This is a genomic window from Anoxybacter fermentans (assembly GCF_003991135.1).
Taxonomy (GTDB): domain Bacteria; phylum Bacillota; class Halanaerobiia; order DY22613; family DY22613; genus Anoxybacter; species Anoxybacter fermentans.
Genome location: NZ_CP016379.1, coordinates 2803068 through 2821691, shown reverse-complemented (window position 1 = coordinate 2821691; position 18624 = coordinate 2803068). Strand labels below are relative to the sequence as shown.

Here is an 18624-nt window from a genome sequence, read left to right as displayed (position 1 = left end):
AAAAAATCTACGTATTTATGCTGCTAAAGTAGAATTTTTTCGTAATATGTCTGTACTTTAATGATTCAGAAATTTTTTTTTGGAATGAAAAATTAGATTTTTTGAATAAAATCAAAAGTCAGGAATAGAGAATGAATCTTGATTTGTTAAGGTTTGTGATGTAGTTTTATTCTCTTTCTATTTTATTAAAAGGTTATACTGCAGAAAGCTAATTTTTCGCTTCTTGAGAAATTTTTCGAACCATCTAAAGCTCGATTTCCGCCGAAATAAGGCTTCCTAATCAAAGGGGCTTTCTGGTCCTTGATTAACTCATCACCTCCTGTGATGAGACCTTATTTCGTCGGAAATCTCGCTAAGATGGTTTAGCGAAGAATTTCTATGGCGTTCAAAATTAGCTTTTTGCAGTTTTAATCAATATAATTATTATGCAAGGGGGTTAAATGCGTGAAAAAATTACTAACTCTATTAACAATTTTAATTCTAACTGTTGGCCTGGTTGGATGTGATTTTTTGCCTTTCATGAATAAGGCCCCGGTTATTTATTCTTTAATTTCAGAAAAAACAACAATTCATCCAGGAGAAGAAGTAAAAATTCAGGTTAAGGCCAGCGACCCGAATGGGGACTCACTTGTATATACTTGGAATGCGACAGGTGGAAAGATTAATGGAACAGGTAGTGAAGTAATCTGGGTAGCTCCCCAGGAAATTGGAGAATATACTATTACGGTTAAAGTTTCTGATAGTAAAGTGGATGTAAGTAAGTCTATACAGATTTCGGTACAACCTTTGCCAAATGAGGCACCTGTGATTTCATCATTGACTGTGGAAAAATCAGTAGTACAGCCGGAGGAAAAGGTTAAAGTTCAGGTTCAAGCCAGTGATCCGGATGGGGATGTACTTACATATACCTGGACAGTAACAGGTGGAAGTATTGAAGGAACAGGTAGTGAGGTATTCTGGATAGCATCACAAACTGATGGTAATTATACCATCACTGTTGAAGTTTCTGATGGTAGGGATACTGTAACTGGTTCTATTAATATTCAGGTTAATACTGCTCCAATTATTGAGGAAATATCTGCAAGTTCTAGTTCAGTACTAGTAAATGGAACGCTGACTTTGACAGCGATTGTAAATGATCCTACTGGAGATAATTTGACCTATAGATGGGAAGATGCTATTGGAGAAGTTCTGGGAACTGAGCCATCCCTGGAATGGCATGCTCCTGATACTTATGGAGTTTATCCTGTAACTCTTTATGTAAGTGATGGTATATTTGAATCCAGTAAGACTATTAATATAAATGTTGAAGATGATTCTCATCATGCTCCTGAAATTCAAGAAGTAGCTATAACAACTCCTTACTTTGAATCCCAGGTTGTTGTGGACTCTGTTCTTGCTGCTGGACGATTGTACGCGGTCTGGCCTATATTTGTTGATGTGGATGAGTCTGATCAATTAGATATTCAAGCGACAGCTGATGTTGGAGAAGTTGAGATTTTTGCATCTGAGTATGAAACTATATGCTTTTGGGTTGCTCCAGATGTAGCGGGTGAATATACTTTAACCTTTACTGTAACTGATGGTATCTATACTGTGGTTAAAGAATATCCGGTTCAGGTTGTTGAAAATAGTTGTCCTGAGATTGATGCGATTTATATAAATAATGAGTTGATTACAGATAATTATTATCAAGCTGCACCAGGGGAAGAGATTACAATATCGGTTTTGGCCAGTGATAGTGATAATGATGCGCCTTTAGAATATAAGATAATAGATCCATATTATGAAATTTGGAATACTAATGAGTTAACTTTTACAGCTCCAATGGAAGAAGAAATGGATGAAATTTGGATATATGTATTTGATGGCTTACAGGTGCGTGTTGCTAGTGTAATTATTGATGTAGATAATGGAGCTGATAACAACACTAATGACCAAAACGCTATTGACCAAAACGCTATTGACCAGATCAATAATCTTATTTCGCGGTTTGTTAATGATTATGAGAATCAGGACATAAATTCGATTTTGAGTTATACAGATTCTTCATATCAAGCAGAGCTGAAATCTCGTCTGAATCGCTATTTTGAACTTGAGCGGGTTTCTAATTTGACTATCAGAAAGCTAAGTGAAATTATTGAAGTAGATGGTGAGTTTGAAGTTCAAGTTGCAGTACAGGGTGATTTTTATGTTTTGTTTGAAACATTCCCAAATAGTTTGATAAGAGTATTTACTTTCTGGTTTACTTATGATGAGTATGGTAATATTCTTATAAGTTCTGTTTGGCTTTAAAAAATAAACCGGTGAAGGTTCAGCCTTTACCGGTTCTTATTTAATGTAATGATTATACTGCAAAAAGCTAATTTTGAGCGACATAGAAATTTTTTGCTAAACCATCTTAGCAAGATTTCCGACGAAATAAGGCCTCATCACAGGAGGTGATGAGCTAATCAAGGGGCCAGGAGGGCCCTTTGATTAGGAAGCCTTATTTCGGCGGAAATCGAATTTTAGATGGTTCGAAAAATTTCTCCCCAAGCGAAAAATTAGCTTTTTGCAGTTTAACCATGTAATTAAAAAATCTGATTGACAAAAAATAGAGTAGATGCTACTATATTTTCGGAAAAATGAATATAGAAAGAGGGGCAGATTGAGATGCGGTTGGTCTCTTTTAATCCGTATCGTTCAATAGGTGTTCCTGGAGTTCGGTATATTAAACCCGAGATGGTTTTTAAGCATAGGGAAGAAATTGCCGAGGCGGATTGGATTTTATTTCCTGAATACTGGCAGGTCAATTTCTTAGTTTATGGATTAAAGAAACGAATTTTTCCCAATATTAACACTTACCATCTTGGACATGATAAAGTTGAAATGACCCGGGCTTTCTGGGCGGTCTGTCCCGAAAATACACCATATACTCAGATTCTGGCATCTACAGATGCAAATATTGAGCAGGTTTTAGATGAATTTACTTTTCCCTTTGTCACCAAAGAGGTTCGTAACTCAATGGGACGTGGGGTTTTTTTGATTGAAAATAAAAAAGATTTTTTAGAATATGCACAGAAAAATTCTATTCTTTATGTTCAGGAATATCTTCCCATTGATCGGGATCTTAGAATTGTCTATCTTGGTGATAAAGTGATTACTGCTTATTGGCGTATAGGAGCTGAAGGTCAGTTTCATAACAATGTCTCACGTGGTGGAAGCATTTCCTTTGATGATATACCTGAAGAGGCTATTCGATTGGTGGAGAAGGTGGCTCGCAAGTTGGGTATAAACCATGCTGGTTTTGACGTAGCTGAAGTGGACGGACATTATTATTTTTTAGAGTTTAACCACATGTTTGGAAATCAAGCTTTATTGGAAAAAAAGATTCCCGTGGGAAGACTAATTTATGAATATTTGCAAAGTCAGAGCATTCCACCACGGGAACCGGATAAACCGCTGATTCCAAGGGCCAGTTAAATTGGCTTCATTGTCCAACTTAATAATTTGGTGTATTCGAGAATCTTACCATTTCGATAACCGAATTCAAAGATTGGCCAGGACCAATGGACCTGGTCAATTTTTTTAACAAAATCTTTTGTTTTAAGCCGGGTATGTGGCAAAAGTACCCGATCCAGGGTAAGATTATCCTTAGTCATAGTAATGATGGCCTGTGCAAGACCGCCTATAAACTTTTCTAATTCAATCCACAGATTTCCTCCCGCCTTTATCTTAAGGGGGAAAGAGGTATCTGTTTTTATCATTTTCATGATTGTTTCCGTCCCTTGAATTAGTTCTGCCCATCCCAAACACTCCAGATCATTGGATACCTTTACTTCTGGAATATCTTCTGGAAAAAAGATTTCACCGGGTACTGGTACTGAATCAGGGAAATATCCTTCTTTAGCCTTAATCTGAAGGAAATGGCAAAGAATCGAAGTTGCTTGAATTGGTGACAGCCACATATCTCCCAATTGATAATATGAAATCTCTTTTATAAAGGCAGTAGCTATCTGCTGAATTGTGTTAGAATCAACTGTCAAGTTAGATTCACCGTGATAAGCTCCCTTGACCCGGTCTTTATGAATGATCCGGTTCTTATACATATCCACCAGGTTCTTAGCTGTAATCCATTCAAAATCATAGTTATCCATTAAGTCAATAAGAAATTGTTTGAATGCCTGTAAATCCTGTTCATACTCTATTCTGCTTTTTAAAGGTGGAGTTTGCCATTTTTTGCGGGGAGTATTTATTCCTTTAGCAAAGTTTAGCACATCCCATGACTTTTTAGAAGTTATCATTCTTCCGGGGTGACTTACCAGAATTATTAGTCCCGGTTCTTTAGCTTGAGATGTCTGTTGATAATCCTGATAAAATTTATTTCTGGCATTATTCAGGGTATCAGGAGATGAGGCCAGACAGGTTAGATTACTAATGGTAGGTTTTTTTGCTAAAGTTAAGATTCCATTTAAGATAAATGGTTTTTGTTGAAGATTGATCAGGGAATGTTTATCTTCGCTGAAGAAAAAGGGGATTTCCCATTGTTGTAAGGCTACATAAGTATGAGGTACCCAATCAGCTCCGGGTTGGGTATAACAGACAGGTGTCTGGTCAAATATTTCTACAAATGTTTTATGGCCTGGTTCTTCAACTTTTAAAAATTTTTCAACTCCCTCACGCCATCCTAATCTTTCAAGGTATTCACAAGCCAGAGGATGAAAACTGTGCATATAAGAATGGTAGCCTAATGCATGGTGCTGTAGCTTTTCTAAAATTTCTGTCTCTCCTTCATTAAGCAGCATCTCAATTTTATGTCCAACCAGTACAAAAGTTGCTTTGATCTGTAATTCATCAAGGATGTCCAGGATGGCATTTAAAGCATCATTACTTTCTGGAGTGATGTAGTCTTCTGTATCAAAACGGAGCAAAACTTTAGGTTTTGGCATTCAGATCTCTCCTTTAAATTTTTACTTCTTTTATTATTCCATTTTGGACGGGTGAATAATGATTAAAATATTGAGTGGTTAAACTGCAAAAAGCTAATTTTTTGCTTCTTGAGAAATTTTTCGAATCATCTAAAGCTCGATTTCCGCCTTCCTGACTCAAAGTGGCCCTCCTGGCCCCTTGATTAGTTCATCACTCCTCAGATGAGGCCTTATTTCGTCGGAAATCTCGCAAAGATTTGGTGAAAAATTTCTATGTCGCTCAAAATTAGCTTTTTGCAGTTTAATCCTGAATATATCTTAAAAAGTTTAGCATAATATTATGGAACCATGTTAACATAAATTAACCTTTAAAGGTCTGTTTTCTTATATCTGGAGGAGGTAAATTGTAATGCCTGATATCTGGGCACATATTTTATTTGGTGAAGAAGTGATCTCAAAAATAAAAGATGAGATGATAAGTTGGGTGGAAGAATATCCAGAACTTTTTAGATTCGCCTGTCAAGGCCCGGATTTCTTTTTTTATTACCGATTTTTGCCCTGGTATAGGAGCAAAAATGTCAATATAATTGGTAGTAAAATTCATAAAGAGGCTGGTGGAGAATTTGTCCGATCAGGAATCAGGTATTTGAAAACTTTAAAGAGTTATCCCCAACTTGTGGATAACTCTGGGGATAATATTGTGGAATGTGTGGATTATCGATTATTAGTAGTTTATTTAATGGGTTTGATCTGTCATTATGCACTGGATACTGTGACCCATCCTTATATACATTATAAATGTGGAGTATATAGAAAGGATGATCATAACACCCACAGATACTTCGGAAATCATAAGTTTTTTGAAGAAATTCTGGATACCATTTTACTTTGGGAGAAGCGAAACTTAAAAACCCTAAAAGAGCCGGCATATCGACAAATCGATATGGGAAAAAATCTTCCCCTATCGGTTCTTAAGTTCTATCAGCATCAGATAGATGAATTTTTTGCTATACAAATAAATAAAGAAATTTTAAATAGAGCATATAGAGATATGGTCAAGGCATGGAAATTATTTTATGATCCACATAAGTTAAAAGTGGGTATAGCCAGAATCCTGGGGGTTTTATCTTTAAGTAAATTTAGATATTACCAATTTTTCTATCCCCATACTGTGGATAACTCTGTGGATTATTTAAATCGGAAGCAAAAAAAGTGGTGTCATCCTGCTGATAAAGGGGAAGTTTACTTTGAAAGTTTTGACCAACTCTGGGAGCGAGCAAATGAATGGGCTCAAAGGTGGATTCAGGGAATGGTGGATTATTTAAGAGACAGGATTGATGATAAGCATCTTAATGATTTGATTCCCAATCTTTCATTTTCCAGCGGAAAAAGACCGGGAGAAGTGGATGATGAGAGAATGAAATATTTTGAGCCAATTATCAACTTGAAATAATTGTTAAACTGTGGTATAATAATTCAAACGGGTTGATGAACGGCCCAGTGAAATTACGGTCATGAAGACCTCATTTTATGGTGAGGACTTCATGGCTTTTTTTGTGAAAAATTACTTTATATTACATAAAGTGGCAAGGGGGCTGTAAGAGATGAATTTGGAAGAAAAATACCAAAAATTAAAGAATTTATTACGAGAGATGGGAAGTGTGGCTGTAGCATTTTCCGGTGGTGTGGATAGTACACTTCTTTTAAAAGTAGCTTACGATGTATTGGGAGATAAAGCAGTGGCGGTAACTTCTAAATCAGAGACCTATCCCAAAGAGCAATTAGAAGAAGCTAAAAAATTGACTGCATTAATAGGGGCACCCCATCGGATCATTTATACTGAAGAGTTAACCAATGAGGAGTTTGTCAAAAATGATCCTAACCGCTGCTATTACTGCAAAAAGGAGCTATTTTCTGCTGTGCTTAAGGTTGCAAGAGAAGAAGGTTTAGCATTTGTATTAGACGGTTCTAATTATGACGATTTAAAGGATTATCGGCCAGGGATGAAGGCGGTTAAGGAATTAAAGGTGAGAAGTCCTCTTTTAGAAGCTGAATTAACTAAAGAAGATATTCGGAAACTTTCTAAACGTCTGGGTCTGCCTACATGGAATAAACCGGCTTTTGCCTGCCTTTCCTCTAGATTTCCTTATGGAGATCGGATTACTCAAAAGAAGCTGGTAATGGTAGATAGTGCAGAGCGTTATTTGCGCCAGTTTAATCTTAAACAGCTCAGGGTTCGCCATCATGATGCAAAAACCGCCAGGATCGAGGTTTTGCCCGAGGATATGTCGCTTTTTCTTAAACATCGGGAAGATATAGTAGCTTACTTAAAAAATTTGGGATATACTTATATTACACTGGATTTGCAGGGATACCGTACTGGTAGTATGAATGAAGTCTTACCTGATGAGGTGAAAAAGAATGGATAAAGATGATTTACGTCAATTGTTAAACTATGTCAAAGAGGGTAAAATTTCTATAGAGGAAGCGATAAAAAAGGTTCAGATTGCTCCTTTTGAGGATCTGGGTTTTGTTAAATTCGATCACCACCGTCACTTAAGACAGGGTTTTCCGGAAGTGATTTTAGGTCTGGGTAAAACTCCTGAGCAGGTGGTAGAGATTTTGAAATTGGTGAAGGACAGGAATCATCCGGTTCTTGCAACCCGCTGTAATGATGAAATCATAGAAAAAGTTTCTAAAGAAATTCCAGAAGCGGAGATTCATGAGCTGGCCCGCTGTATTACTTTATATCGGGACAAAGTTAAAATTCCAGAAGGTATGGGTAAGGTTTTAGTAATTAGTGCTGGGACGGGAGATCTACCCGTAGCAGAGGAAGCAGTATTAACTCTACAGATGCTGGGAAATCCAGTAGAGAAGCTCTATGATGTGGGAGTTGCCGGTATTCACCGTCTTTTTGAGAATTATGAGAAGTTACTGGATGCCCGGGTACTTATTGTCATTGCTGGGATGGAAGGGGCTCTTGCCAGTGTGGTAGGTGGCCTTGTGGATAAGCCCGTCATTGCCGTACCTACTAGTGTGGGGTATGGAGTCAGTTTTAATGGACTTGCAGCACTACTGGGCATGCTTAACAGCTGTTCAGCAGGTATTGGTGTAGTTAATATAGATAACGGATTTGGTGCTGCATTTCTTGCCAATTCTATTAACCGAATCGGGAGGAATGTAAAAAAATGAGGATAGCCCATTTTGATTGTTTTGCTGGAATTGCTGGAGATATGATTCTGGGAGCTTTAGTGGATCTGGGAATTGATCTGGAGTTTTTAAAAGCAGAACTTAAGAAATTAAATATTGATGATTTTGACTTTAAGGCTGAGCGAGTGGTGAAAAAAGGGGTTTCAGGTACCAAAGTTCATATTGTTTATGAAGAGGGACATGTTCACCGCCATTTGAAGGATATTTATAAGATTCTCGATGAAAGTGACTTAAAATCAGAGATTGTTGAAAAGGCAAAAGAGGTCTTTAGAAAAATTGCAGAAGCTGAAGCAAAGGTTCATAATACTACTCCTGAAAAGATTCATTTCCATGAAGTAGGAGCAATGGATGCTATCATTGATGTGGTAGGAACTCTTATTGGTATTGACCAACTGGGAGTTGAAAGAATTACTGCATCACCTTTACATATTGGTACAGGATTTGTCAAATGTGCGCATGGAATGATGCCTGTCCCTGCTCCGGCTACACTGGAGATTTTAAAGGGTGTACCTACCTATTGTTGGGGAATTAAAAAAGAACTGGTGACGCCCACCGGTGCTGCTTTAATTACTACTCTTGCTAATGAGTTTACCAATCTAAAAGAGATGACTGTCGAAACTATCGGTTATGGTGCAGGAAGTTGGGACTTAGATGAGATTCCCAACTTGCTCCGATTAACTGTTGGAAAAAAAAACACTATCTAACAGATGGTGAAATTAGCAGAGATGAATTGTGTATAGATGAAATGGTTGTAGTGGAAGCCAATATTGATGATATGAATCCGGAATTTTATAGTGCTGTCATGGAACAACTCTTTCAGGCTGGCGCTGTAGATGTTTTTTTAACTCCCATCATTATGAAAAAAGGTCGTCCGGCCAATATATTAACTGCTCTTACTCCACCGGATAAGCTGGATCAGGTGGTGGAGATTTTCTTTAAAGAGACTACTTCCATTGGTCTCCGTATTAACCGGGTGGAGAAGCGGTTTTTGCCGCGGGAGATGGTAGAAGTTATAACCCCCTGGGGGAAAGTGAAGGTTAAGGCCTCTTATTATAAAGGTAAATTGGTCAATCTTGCACCCGAATATGAAGATTGCCGTCGGTTAAGTCTTGAGGTAGGAGTACCACTTAAAAGAATTTATCAGGCGATAGAGTCGGGAGAATTGCATCATTATTGACAAAAAAAGCTATTGGTATTATAATAATACCGCTGGCAGTACAAATGTTCTGTCGGTGGTATTTTTTGATGTTCAGGAATAGAAAAACTAAATATAATTTCCTCCGCTACCGGACGCTCCGCCCTCCTGGCTTCAGCCTTGACTTATACGCTTTAGAAATTATATTTAGTTTTCTGGCAGTGCATGGGCAAATCTCTAAAAAAGAAAGGTTTGTCAACAAGTTCGCCTCATCACAGGAAATGATGAGCTAATCAAGGGCCAGGAGGGCCCGCGTTGTTTAGTGTGCCTTATTTCGACTGAGATCGAACTTTAGATGGTTCGAAAAATTTCACTGCGAAGCGAAAAATTAGCTTTGTGCAGTGTCCGAAGGACATTTTATTCTTGTAATAAAGATTCAGGGAGGTATAAACAAAGTGACAGGAAAAACCCATATGATGATAGGAACTGCTGCCGGAATAGCTACAGTAATAAATTTTCCTATGGAAAGCGGAATTATTTTAATAGGTTGTTCAATTTTTGGTTCTCTGGTACCGGATGTAGATCATCCAAAGAGTAAGTTAAACCAAAAAATACTTCCCGTTCAAAATAAATTCTTTAAGGTTTTTGTATATTTGCTTATTGGTGCAGGGTTACTTTATTTAGAGACAAAAATAAATAGTCAGGCATTAAGAATTTTGGGTATAACTTTGATTATTACGGGATTATCCCAGCACAGAGGATTTACCCACAGTATACTGGGACTAATATTTTATACTTCTGCCGTTTATTTAGCTGTAATGCAGTATGGGATTAAAGAAGCAGAAGAAATATACATAGGCTTTGCTATTGGATATATAAGTCACTTATTGGCAGATTTTATGACAAAGGGAGGTATTCCAATCTTTTATCCGTTTGGGAAGAATATATCTTTTCCAATAGCAATAAAAACCGGTGGAGTATTGGAAAAGATTATATTATTGGGTACCGGAATCTATTCAGTATATACTTTGTTAGAGCATATTAATTTAAAAAATTTATTAGGCGTGTAAAAAGTATTCTCTAATAAGATTAACTTTAGTTCGAAAAATTTTTTTGAAGTAATTGAGGTTTTCTTAGGTTTAAGGGTTATATGAGGTTGTTGACGGAGTTAATAAAAGGTCAACAGCCTTTTTTATTATTATTTTGCGAATTTGAATAAAAAAATTGCAATAAAAACAATCCGAAAAAGGAATATTTACCGCTTTGTTGAATTTAATAAATGATTAAACTGCAAAAAACTAATTTTGAGCGCCAGAGAAATTTTTCGTTTAACTATCTTAGTGAGATTGATTTTGAAATGAAAAATTAGCTTTTTGCAGTAAAATCATATAAGGAGGCAGCTCCGTATGACAGATAAAAAGGATATCTTCCAGACCATCTGTATCCATGAAGGGGAGGACTATGAACGATTTTATGGTGGAGTAACACCACCCATCTTTGAAAATTCTCTCTTTTCTTTTCCTGCCTATGAAGAGATTGATAAAGCATTTGCAGGTAATTCCAATCGCTATATCTATACCAGGGGTACCAATCCCACGGTAGAGATTCTGGAACGGAAAATTACTGCCTTAGAAGGCACGGAAGCGACCAAAGTTTTTGCGTCTGGGATGGCAGCTATCTCTGCGGCTATAATGAGTGTGGTGAAAAATGGAGACCACGTAGTTGCTGTCAAAAATATTTATTCTCCAGCCTATCAATTTTTGACTGATTATTTAGCTAAGAAATTTGCCATAGATGTCACCTATGTTGATGGACGGGAAACTGATGAGATTGCTAATGCTTTAAAGCCTAATACCAGTTTAATTTATCTTGAAAGCCCAACTAGTTTAAACTTTCATCTTCAGGATATCAGGGCAGTTGCTCAACTGGCAAAAGAGCAGAATATTATCACTATTATCGATAATTCCTACTCAACTCCATATTATCAACGGCCTTTTGAGATGGGGGTAGATCTTATCGTCCATTCTGCTACCAAATATCTTAATGGGCATAGTGATGTGGTAGCAGGTGTGGTTACAGGACGAAAGGATTTAATCGAAAAGATTCAGGAGAATGAATTGTCTCTGTTTGGCGGTATTATAGGGCCATTTGAAGCCTGGCTTATTATTCGGGGTTTAAGGACTCTGGGTATTAGAATGGAACGCCATACCAAATCGGCTCTTAAAGTAGCTAACTTTTTAGAGCAACACCTAAAGGTGAAAAAAGTAAACTACCCTGGTCTTGAATCTTTTCCTCAAAAAGAACTGGCTGATCGGCAGATGAGCGGATGGGGAGGATTGCTCAGTATAGAAGTAGAAGGGGATATCGAAGGAATCAGTCGGATGATGAACCACCTTAAGTATTTTTCTATAGGTGTAAGTTGGGGTGGATTTGAGAGTTTAGTTTTTCATCCATACATTAGTTTAAAACATAAATTTACTTTAGAGGAGATGGCTGAATGGGATTTATCACCACAATTGATCAGACTATTTATTGGTCTTGAAGATCCTGCCGTATTGATTCAGGATCTGGCTGAAGCATTAGAACAGCTTTAAGATAAAGGTTGGTGTGTTTTTTAAATGAGTAAAAGAAATGTTGTTAAAAACTTATGGTCCAGATATAACCATTTATTAATTCTTTTATATTATGGTGTAATTGGATTATTGTATCATACTTTTAATAAGTATATTGTACCTAAATATTATGTACATTCTTTTCTTGATGATTATATTCCCTTTATCAAGGTTTTTGTAATTCCCTATTTATTCTGGTATCTTTATATTGCAATTGCTGTAACTTATTTTGGCTTGACATCACGGGAAGATTTTATTAAATTAATGTTGTTTATGTTTGGTGGAATGACCATTTGTTTTTTTATCTACTTCATTTTACCTAATGGTCAGAAATTACGTCCTGTAATAACAGAACAGGATTTTTTGTCCAGGTTGATCAAAGGGATATATAGTATTGATAGGCCAACTAATGTTTCGCCCAGTATGCATGTTCTGGATGCTATAGCAGTTCATCTGGCAGTGATTAAATCTAAAAAGTTACAAAATCGTAAATGGATTCATTATATCTCACTTGTTTGCGCTATTCTTATCTCACTTTCTACTGTTTTTATTAAGCAGCATTCAGTGGAAGATGTGATTTATGCCATGCTTTTAAGTTATGCCCTTTATCGGGTTATTTATAAACCCCAGAGGAATAGGAAACCCTATTTTGAAAAAGAATCTGTATACACTTCTGGTTAAATAAATAAAAGATTAAGAAGTGAACAATGCATTGTTCTCTGGTGTGGTAATAATGAAAATGATTGGTTGTATGAAGTAATGTATTCTGATAGTACTATTAAAACACCATTTTATGGTGAGAAAGTTTATCATCTAATACCTGAATTATTATCAAATTTAGACCCAACACGTTTGTATTGGCCCAGTTCCCCTTATGTGGGGAGGGATATCCAGGAATTCCAGAAAATATTGAAGATTATACTGCAAAAAGCTAATTTTGAGCGACATAGAAATTTTTCGCCAAATCATCTTAGCAAGATTTCTGACGAAATAAGGCCTAATCACAGGATGTGATGAGTTGACCAAGGGCCAGGAGGGACCTTTGATTAGGAAGTCTTATTTCGTCGGAAATCAAGCTTTAGGTGGTTCGAAAAATTTCTTAAGGAGCGAAAAATTAGCTTTTTGCAGTTTAATCATTATTTAAATTTCTTTAAATCATCTTTGGAGATTCCTTTAACCAGTATCATCCAGATGAAATAGAAGATGCTGGATAGAAAAATGGTAAGCAAAGTTACTGATTTGGGATTAAGTCCTAGAATTTTTCCTGCGTTATCAAAGATAGGTAATAACCAGTAAAGGACCAGACATCCAAAGAAAGGTTTTATTACCAGATGATAAAGATTGAGCTTAAAGCCCACGATTCGTCCAAGGGAAATGAAATCAGCTATAGAACCAGTTATCCATCCTGTGACGATGCTTATGGCAGCTCCTCTAATTCCTAAGAGAGGGTGACTAACTAAAGTTAGAAGACCTATAATTTTAAAAGCTGCACCGATAATCATATTTTTTACTGCCAGATGAGGCTTACCCAGACCATTTAAGATCCCTCCAGCTACATGGATGAAGTAAGTTGAAATTGCGCCTACTCCCAAAAGGGCCAGGAGTGAACCGGCTTCAGCAAAGTCAAAAAGGAGATAACAGATTTGTCTGCCGCGAAATATGAAAAAGAGTGTTGCAGGCATTCCGGTATAAAAGGTGATCCGGAGCACTTCATGGTATTTGGCCCGGATGGCCTGCATATTATTACGGGCCAGGGCATCTGAGATGGTAGGAACCAGACTGGTTGTCAAAGCAACACTGATAATTGTGGGCAAAAATATAACCTGTAAGGCGATTCCAGATAATTGTCCAAACTGGGAAGTGGCCTCAGCAACTGATAGACCTGACCGCTGAAGCTGGGTAGGTATTAAAATTGCATCTAGAGAATACATTAACGAGATGATAAGCCTGCCAAGAGTTATAGGTATACCCATTTTACAAAGATCTTTAAAGATCTGTTTATAGGAGTAACTGGAAGGAGGTGCAGTTTTTAAATTTCTTAAGAGAAGATCAGTACTTCTACCAGAGAAACAATGGCTTATATAAAGAATGATCAGTGTCATCATTCCGCTGAATTCTCCTAAGGTAATACCTATTGCTGCTCCTGCTGCACCGTATTTAAGTCCCTTATTAATCAACAATATAATTAAGAAAATAGATGCGGTAATCCGCACTAATTGTTCTATCATCTGGGAGATAGCGGTGGGTGTCATGGTATGTAAACCCTGAAAATAACTTCTTAGAACTGAGGCTATGGAGACAAATATCAAAGCAGGTGAAATTGCCAGGATAAGATAGTAGGTTCTTAAATCTGAAAGGATGGATTTAGCTACCCATTCTGCGGAAAGCAAAAGAATTCCTGCGATAGTTATGCTGGTTATGATAACAAAGGTGATGGCGAGACGAAGGATTCTCTTTACACCATGCACATCCCCCTGGGCATTTTTTTCAGAGACCAATTTAGCAATTGCTACCGGAAATCCGGCTGTACAAAGAAGAACCAGAGTTACATAAATGGGATAGATCATTGAATATAATCCCACACCTTCATCTCCCAGGTAGTGAACCATAACCACGCGCAGAATAAAGCCCAATATTCGATTAAAAAAACTAGCAGCCATTAGGATAACTGCACCTTTAAGAAAGGTCTGCTGTTTCACAAACTTCACTCCAATGTAATGTATTAAATTGTTCACTAGGTTATATATATTGTATTGCAAAAACCTTTATGATTAAACTGCAAAAAGCTTTAACCATCTTAGTAAGATTGAAGGAGAAATAAGGCCTCATCAATATTTGGAAGGGAAATAAAAACCCCCTTTGGTATCAGTTTGCTGATTCCAAAGGGGGTTTTTAATTTATAAGCAGACGATCTTATTTCTGCCTAAATCTTTGGCTTGTTTTAATGCTCTTTCGGCGGTTTCAAAATCAGAACCTACACCGGCACTGAAGATAATGTGCAGTTCTTTTTTTACAGAAGGGAAGTAAAAACCGTGGAAGTGTTCCCTTATGTCATCTAATAATACTTTTGCTTCGTTTACATTTAAACCTTTAAAAAAGACCAAAAATTTATCATGTAATAGCCTACCGATCAAATGGCGTTCATCAATATTTTGTTTTAAAACTTCTGCTGTCTTCTTTAAAACTTCGTCCCCTACATCGCGACCATAAGCATCATTAAAGCTTTTAAAATTATCCAGATCGACAATTGCATAAGTTCCATCGTAGGCTGCAGCTTTTTCAAAAAATGTTTCTTTGTCCAGAAGACCGGTTAACTTATCCACGATAAACATCACCTCTTCTTTAAGTATTATTGATTATATTTCGAGGCTTTCTATCAATTTTCCTTTAATTTTTTTAAAATTTTAATATTACAAAATATTCTTTCTATAATAGTGCCAAAAAAAGCTTATCTGGAGATTGGAAGGAAAAGAGAAAAAATAAAAATGATAATTTTCAGACTGTTAATAAAATTAGAAGGTAAAAAGCCCTTTTATATCGAATTTAGATTTTAGAAAAGTTGCTTAATTGCAGTTTTGATCTATCTAATGATTTTACTGTAAAAAGTTAATTTTTCGCTTCAAAAGAAATTTTTCGAACCATCTAAAGTTCGATTTCAGTGATTTGATTAGCTTATCACATCCTTATATGAGGCCTTAATTCAACTGAAATCTCACTAAGATGGTTTAACGAAAAATTTCTATGGTGCTCAAAATTAGCTTTTTGCAGTATAATCATCATATAATTTTAAAAATCCAGATAGTTTGTATTGAAAAAACAATATTTATCAAAAACCTGAGTAATTTTGTTAATAATTGTTGACATAGTGGACAGATAGGAGTTATAATATAATCAATAAAAATTATTATTATCAATTAGGAGGTACATATTATGAGTAAAAGAACAGTTGAGAATTTAAAAACAGCATTCGCAGGTGAAAGTCAGGCCAGGAATAAATACACGTTTTTTGCTCAGGTGGCAAGAAAGGAAGGGTGGTTAGAGGTAGCTGAAGCTTTTGAGACAGCTGCTCTCAATGAAGAAGCTCATGCAAAAGTAATCTTAAAGCTGTTAGAAGGGATCGGTGATACTAAAGCTAACTTACAGGCAGCTATTGAGGGAGAGACTTATGAACATGAAAGTATGTATCCTGAATTCTTGAAAGTTGCCGAAGAAGAGGGAGAAGACGCTGCTGCCCAATACTTTAGAACAGTTATTGAAGTAGAAAAAGATCATGCAAAAATGTTTGCTGATTTGAAAAAGCGCCTGGAAAATGGTGAACTTTTGAAGTCTAAGGAAAATATTAAGTGGAAATGTCGTGTCTGTGGTTATATTCATGAAGGAACCACTCCTCCCGAGGTTTGCCCACTTTGTTTCCATCCAGCTAAACATTATAAGCCATATAAAGGGTAATTGATTATAAAAAAGGAGATGAATTTTATGTTTAAATGTAGTGTGTGCAATTTTATTTATGAGAGAGAAGCAGCACCTGAGCAATGCCCTAAATGTGGAGCACCTAAAGAGAAATTTATAGAAATAAGTGAGGAAGTGAAAGAAAAAATTCTTCGTTCCCGATATACCAATGATCTACATATGGAAATTAAAACATTATTAGATACGATCATTGAATTAGCTGAAGAAGGAATTGAAGATGATTTAGATCCAGGTTGTGTCAAAGTTTTTAAAGAAGCAAAAGCTATAGCTTTTGAATTAGGTCAAAAAATAAAAGCTGAGTTAGAAGGTCATATGAAAAAAGGAAAATGGGGTTAAAAAACTTATCTCCCTTTTAGGATTATAAAGAGGTCAGGAGGAAATCTTCCTGATCTTTTTTTTTCTTATTTAAGGAAAAAATTATATAAGGTTAAACTGCAAAAAGCTAATTTTTCGCTTCTTGAGAAATTTTTCGAGTCATCTAAAGCTCGATTTCCGCCGAAATAAGGCTTCCTAATCAAAGGGCCTTCCTGGCCCTTGATTAGCTCATCATTTCCTGTGATGAGGCCTTATTTCGTCGGAAATCTCGTTAAGATGATTTGGCGAAAAATTTCTATGTCGCTCAAAATTAGCTTTTTGCAGTATAATCATATAAAAATTTAAGAAATAAAGAAATATATTAATCAGGAGGTGATAGCTGGGAACAAGTTGGGTTTGGGTTGTAATAGTTAAAATTTAAAAATTTATAAAAGGAGGGGAATATATATGAATGCGTTGTTGGTGGCTTTAGTGGTTTTAATTTTATATTATCTTGCCTATCGGTTTTATGGGACTTACTTAAGTAACAAGGTTTTTAGGCTTGATCCAAATCGGGTTACTTCTGGCTCATAAATTCAATGATAATATCGACTTTGTGCTAACTCAAAAACACGTTCTTTTTGGTCATCACTTTATCTCAATTGCCGGAGCAGCGCCAATAGTTGGCCCGGCTATTGCTGTTATCTGGGGTTGGGTACCTGCATTACTCTGGATTGTATTGGGTACTATTTTTCTAGGAGCTGTTTATGATTTTGGCGCACTGGTAGTTTCATTGAGGAATAAAGGTAGATTTGTTGGTGATATTACTGCTAAACTTATTGGACCACGGGCCAAGATTTTATTCTTATTAATTATCTTTTTTGCTCTGGTTATATTCATCGCTGTTTTTGCTTTGGTAATCGCTTTTCTTTTTATGAGTATTCAGCACACTGTATTCTCAATATTTATAGAAATTCCATTAGCCGTTATTTTAAGTTTTCTGGTATATAAGAAGGGGAAGAGGTTACAATTCCTGCCGTTATTGCCTGCATATTTATCTGGCTTGAAGTTTTAATGCCTGGGTTTAAGATGCCCGCTATTTTTGGTTCTGAATTGATGACATGGATTGTGGTTTTACTGGTTTATTGTTATATCGCATCCACCCTTCCTGTATGAACTCTGCTTAAGCCACGGGATTACTTACGCCTGTGGAGAAATTTCAGGATTCTATAGTCTGGTTTCCTGCGGTACAACAGTTAAACAGATTAATTCAGAAGTAGATGCTAAGTTTATCGGTTATGGTGGAATGATTGTTGAAGGTATTCTGGCTCTCTTTGTTGTTCTTGCCTGTACCGCCGGTTTTGCTACCAAAGCTGGCTGGGTAGCCCATTATAAAAGTTGGGGTGCTGCCAGTGGTTTTGCAGCCAAAGTTTCTGCTTTTGTTAATGGCGGCGCACCTTTCTTAAATTCTTACGGTATTCCTCTGGATTTGAGTAAAGCGATTATTGCTGTGGTAGTTATCAGTTTTACTGCTACTACCCTTGATTCTGCTACACGTATTCAGCGGTATGTATTAACTGAGCTTTTTGAAACTGTTAGGTTAAAGTCTCTTACTGGTCGCTATCCTGCTACCTTTGTTGCTGTTTTCACTGCATTCCTCCTGACACTGATTAATGGAGGAAAAGGTGGTTTAATCCTCTGGCCTCTCTTTGGGGTGGTGAATCAGCTTCTTGTTGGTCTGGTTTTTTTGGTGGTCACTGTTTATCTATTACGTCAGGCTAAATCTGTTAAGTCCACTCTTATACCGATGATTTTCATGCTGGTTATGACAGGTTAGACCATGATTCTGAACCTGGGAAAATATATAGCATCCGGTAATGTGCTTCTAACGGTTCTGGGTGTAATTATTTTCCTTTTGGAAATCTGGATGATAGAAGAAGCCTGGAACACCTGGCATAAGTATAAGACAGTTAAGGATGGTGGTAAATAAAAA

The 18624-nt window shown here is 36.6% G+C and carries 17 protein-coding genes and 2 pseudogenes; 16 read left to right on the top strand and 3 right to left on the bottom strand.

Translation table 11 applies throughout. The features are described 5' to 3' along the window. Positions 1 to 444: 444 nt before the first annotated feature. Both BBF96_RS12800 and BBF96_RS12795 read left to right on the top strand, forming a co-directional pair. Positions 445 to 2295: a PKD domain-containing protein gene (locus tag BBF96_RS12800; RefSeq protein ID WP_127017529.1), complete on the top strand. Its 1851-nt coding sequence runs from the start codon at positions 445 to 447 to the stop codon at positions 2293 to 2295. Positions 2296 to 2655: 360 nt separating this feature from the next. Beyond that, positions 2656 to 3465: an ATP-grasp domain-containing protein gene (locus tag BBF96_RS12795; RefSeq protein WP_127017528.1), complete on the top strand. Its 810-nt coding sequence runs from the start codon at positions 2656 to 2658 to the stop codon at positions 3463 to 3465. Here the strand turns inward: BBF96_RS12795 and BBF96_RS12790 are convergent. Then, entirely contained in the window at positions 3462 to 4931 is a 1470-nt protein-coding gene (locus BBF96_RS12790; protein WP_127017527.1) for a polysaccharide deacetylase family protein, read from the bottom strand. The two genes, BBF96_RS12795 and BBF96_RS12790, sit on opposite strands and share 4 nt — an antisense overlap. Positions 4932 to 5319: 388 nt before the next feature. Between BBF96_RS12790 and BBF96_RS12785 the strand changes: the two genes are divergently transcribed. The 8 genes and pseudogenes from BBF96_RS12785 to BBF96_RS17495 all read left to right on the top strand — a co-directional run. Continuing rightward, complete coding sequence (locus BBF96_RS12785) at positions 5320 to 6363, top strand: zinc dependent phospholipase C family protein (RefSeq protein WP_127017526.1); 1044 nt, start codon at positions 5320 to 5322, stop codon at positions 6361 to 6363. Positions 6364 to 6514: 151 nt separating this feature from the next. Further along, complete coding sequence (larE, locus tag BBF96_RS12780; RefSeq protein WP_127017525.1) at positions 6515 to 7339, top strand: ATP-dependent sacrificial sulfur transferase LarE; 825 nt, start codon at positions 6515 to 6517, stop codon at positions 7337 to 7339. Beyond that, positions 7332 to 8102 (top strand): nickel pincer cofactor biosynthesis protein LarB, encoded by a 771-nt coding sequence (larB, locus tag BBF96_RS12775; protein ID WP_127017524.1) that lies wholly within the window; start codon positions 7332 to 7334, stop codon positions 8100 to 8102. The genes larE and larB overlap by 8 nt, the downstream gene beginning before the upstream one ends. Continuing rightward, a pseudogene (larC, locus tag BBF96_RS17500) lies at positions 8099 to 9297 on the top strand (nickel pincer cofactor biosynthesis protein LarC). The gene larB and the pseudogene larC overlap by 4 nt, the downstream one beginning before the upstream one ends. A gap of 413 nt (positions 9298 to 9710) precedes the next feature. Beyond that, a complete protein-coding gene (locus BBF96_RS12765; protein WP_127017523.1) occupies positions 9711 to 10325 on the top strand; it encodes a metal-dependent hydrolase in 615 nt (204 codons plus the stop codon). A gap of 336 nt (positions 10326 to 10661) precedes the next feature. Next, positions 10662 to 11849 (top strand): trans-sulfuration enzyme family protein, encoded by a 1188-nt coding sequence (locus BBF96_RS12760; RefSeq protein WP_127017522.1) that lies wholly within the window; start codon positions 10662 to 10664, stop codon positions 11847 to 11849. Positions 11850 to 11873: 24 nt separating this feature from the next. Continuing rightward, the gene (locus BBF96_RS12755; protein WP_127017521.1) at positions 11874 to 12548 is read left to right on the top strand and encodes a phosphatase PAP2 family protein; all 675 of its coding nucleotides are present in this window, start codon (positions 11874 to 11876) and stop codon (positions 12546 to 12548) included. 6 nt (positions 12549 to 12554) lie between these two features. Beyond that, a pseudogene (locus BBF96_RS17495) lies at positions 12555 to 12755 on the top strand (hypothetical protein); the annotation flags it as partial. 248 nt (positions 12756 to 13003) lie between these two features. On the opposite strand, the gene spoVB reads toward BBF96_RS17495, so the two are convergent. Then, the gene (spoVB, locus tag BBF96_RS12745; RefSeq protein ID WP_127017520.1) at positions 13004 to 14566 is read right to left on the bottom strand and encodes a stage V sporulation protein B; all 1563 of its coding nucleotides are present in this window, start codon (positions 14564 to 14566) and stop codon (positions 13004 to 13006) included. 198 nt (positions 14567 to 14764) lie between these two features. Next, complete coding sequence (locus BBF96_RS12740; RefSeq protein ID WP_164731058.1) at positions 14765 to 15190, bottom strand: GGDEF domain-containing protein; 426 nt, start codon at positions 15188 to 15190, stop codon at positions 14765 to 14767. A 607-nt stretch (positions 15191 to 15797) separates the two neighbouring features. On the opposite strand from BBF96_RS12740, the gene BBF96_RS12735 reads away from it, so the two are divergent. The 6 genes from BBF96_RS12735 to BBF96_RS16480 all read left to right on the top strand — a co-directional run bounded on the left by BBF96_RS12735 (position 15798) and on the right by BBF96_RS16480 (position 18621). Then, a complete protein-coding gene (locus BBF96_RS12735; protein WP_127017518.1) occupies positions 15798 to 16316 on the top strand; it encodes a rubrerythrin family protein in 519 nt (172 codons plus the stop codon). A gap of 18 nt (positions 16317 to 16334) precedes the next feature. Continuing rightward, on the top strand, positions 16335 to 16673 hold the full coding sequence (locus tag BBF96_RS17205; RefSeq protein ID WP_127017517.1) for a rubredoxin-like domain-containing protein: 339 nt from the start codon (positions 16335 to 16337) through the stop codon (positions 16671 to 16673). Between the two features lie 426 nt (positions 16674 to 17099). Next, positions 17100 to 17225, top strand: coding sequence for a carbon starvation CstA family protein (locus BBF96_RS17065; protein ID WP_127017516.1), 126 nt, complete (start codon positions 17100 to 17102; stop codon positions 17223 to 17225). Beyond that, complete coding sequence (locus BBF96_RS12720) at positions 17194 to 17706, top strand: carbon starvation CstA family protein (protein ID WP_127017515.1); 513 nt, start codon at positions 17194 to 17196, stop codon at positions 17704 to 17706. The genes BBF96_RS17065 and BBF96_RS12720 overlap by 32 nt, the downstream gene beginning before the upstream one ends. Before the next feature lie 51 nt (positions 17707 to 17757). Next, positions 17758 to 18468, top strand: a complete 711-nt coding sequence (locus BBF96_RS12715) for a carbon starvation CstA family protein (protein WP_127017514.1) — start codon at positions 17758 to 17760, stop codon at positions 18466 to 18468. A gap of 3 nt (positions 18469 to 18471) precedes the next feature. Continuing rightward, positions 18472 to 18621, top strand: a complete 150-nt coding sequence (locus BBF96_RS16480; RefSeq protein WP_164731057.1) for a hypothetical protein — start codon at positions 18472 to 18474, stop codon at positions 18619 to 18621. Positions 18622 to 18624 lie beyond the last annotated feature (3 nt).